Origin of the sequence: [Clostridium] ultunense DSM 10521, from assembly GCF_000511955.1 — a bacterium.
GTDB classification, from domain to species: Bacteria; Bacillota; Clostridia; order Tissierellales; family Tepidimicrobiaceae; genus Schnuerera; species Schnuerera ultunensis.
Genome location: NZ_AZSU01000003.1, coordinates 616,590 through 617,856, shown reverse-complemented (window position 1 = coordinate 617,856; position 1,267 = coordinate 616,590). Strand labels below are relative to the sequence as shown.

Below are 1,267 nucleotides of genomic sequence, written 5' to 3'. Positions count from 1 at the left end.
ACATTCCTCTTGCATAAAGGGATATTATTTGTTCTTCTATACCTGATATATCCCTTGTATGTTTTGGAACTACTACTGGTTCAAATTCGCCATTTCTATCTCTTGGTATATCTAACTCAATTTCTCCAAAACGAGTGCTTACAGTCTTTTTCGTAGTACCATTTCTACGATTATCTGTATTTTTGTTCTTTTTATCTCCTTTTACATATCCTAATTCTACCTCTAATTCTGCCTCTAACATCTCTTGTAGTGCATCTTTAAACATTTCTTTAAGATATGTGTGGAGATCATTTACTGTTTTTAAATCTCCATCTACTATCATATTTCTTAAAACTTCCTTTGGTAAAGTTGCCATAAAAAATTCTCCTTTCTAGTTTTGGTCTTATTTAGATTCTTGCCAGAAAAGAGAATTTTATTTCCTAAAAGCACAAATTATTTTACACTACCGAAATAGTAGCTCTATCATAATCAATAGTTAAGCTATGATAGAGCCTTATTTTTTTATTTAAAATAATTTTATTGTTATAGAAGTCTACTCTATTCCTAATACCATTTTAGTGGCCTTATCTGGGATCCCAATATCTTCAACTATTACATCTCCAGCATATTCTTTACTATTTATTAGGCCCTTTTTCATATGGTGGAAGGTTACTGTTTTTTTGGCTTTCACAGAAATTCCCAAGACTTGTCCCGTATCCCCATCTAATCCTGATGGTATGTCAACGGATATTATATCTTTTGAATATTTATTTATAATATCAATGGTTTTTCGGAACAAACCTTCAATTTCTCTTGTTAGGCCAATTCCAAAGATAGAGTCTATAGCTAATTCACTAATATTTAAGGAGTGCTTTAGTTTTTTCAGATCTTCATCTTTGGTTATATGGATGAAATCTATGCCTAAATTATTAAGTATATTTAGATTAATATTAAAATCCTTGGTCCTCTTATCTAAATTTCCAATTATAAACAAATCGACTGCTTTATTTGCTAAAACTAAATGGCGGGCAATGGCCAGTCCATCTCCACCATTATTTCCAACTCCACAAACAAGGGTAAAGGAATCTATTTTCTCTAAATCTATATTTTTTAATACTTTCAATGCTGCATTTTCCATAAGTACAATACTAGGAATGCCAATACTATTAATGGCATAACTATCCATGGCCTTCATTTCACTACAACTAATTGTAAACATCAATCTCGCCTCCTATATTCTATTATATATGATTATTGGGATTTATTAAAAGTAGTTTTTAATGTTAAA

General features: G+C 30.5%; 2 protein-coding genes. Both read right to left on the bottom strand.

Features of this window, described 5'->3' with window-relative positions:
• Positions 1–355: transposase (locus CUL_RS17175; RefSeq protein WP_035143057.1), on the bottom strand; the 355-nt coding region annotated here is incomplete at its 3' end.
• 177 nt (positions 356–532) lie between these two features.
• Positions 533–1,198: an NAD(P)H-hydrate epimerase gene (locus CUL_RS0110245; RefSeq protein ID WP_025641528.1), complete on the bottom strand. Its 666-nt coding sequence runs from the start codon at positions 1,196–1,198 to the stop codon at positions 533–535.
• Positions 1,199–1,267: the final 69 nt, after the last annotated feature.